This window comes from Gardnerella sp. C0684A1, from assembly GCF_055326835.1.
Genome location: NZ_JBLTSX010000043.1, coordinates 1 through 261, shown reverse-complemented (window position 1 = coordinate 261; position 261 = coordinate 1). Strand labels below are relative to the sequence as shown.

Below are 261 nucleotides of genomic sequence, written 5' to 3'. Positions count from 1 at the left end.
GGTATAGGCTGAGGTCGCGTAGGTCCCATTGCCAATTGCGATGGCGCCGCTGACCGGCGTTGGCGTGGCCGCGCCGAGCTCGACGCGATAGGCGCCAGGCAACAGCGCATAGTTCGACGGAAGCAATGTGTAAGTGCCGGCCGGCAGGCCCGGTACACCGGCCGGAATGGTGACCTGCTGCCCGATCGCTGGATCGCCGGCACCGTTCTCGGGCGCGACCGGCGCATAGCCGGACGCATAGCCGGGCAGGATGGCATAGAC

1 protein-coding gene is annotated in these 261 nt (G+C 67.4%); it reads right to left on the bottom strand.

Annotated features, from left to right (window positions below; all coding sequences use genetic code 11):
• On the bottom strand, positions 1–261 hold a 261-nt coding region (locus ACNEUN_RS06295; protein WP_463631584.1), incomplete at both ends, for a hypothetical protein.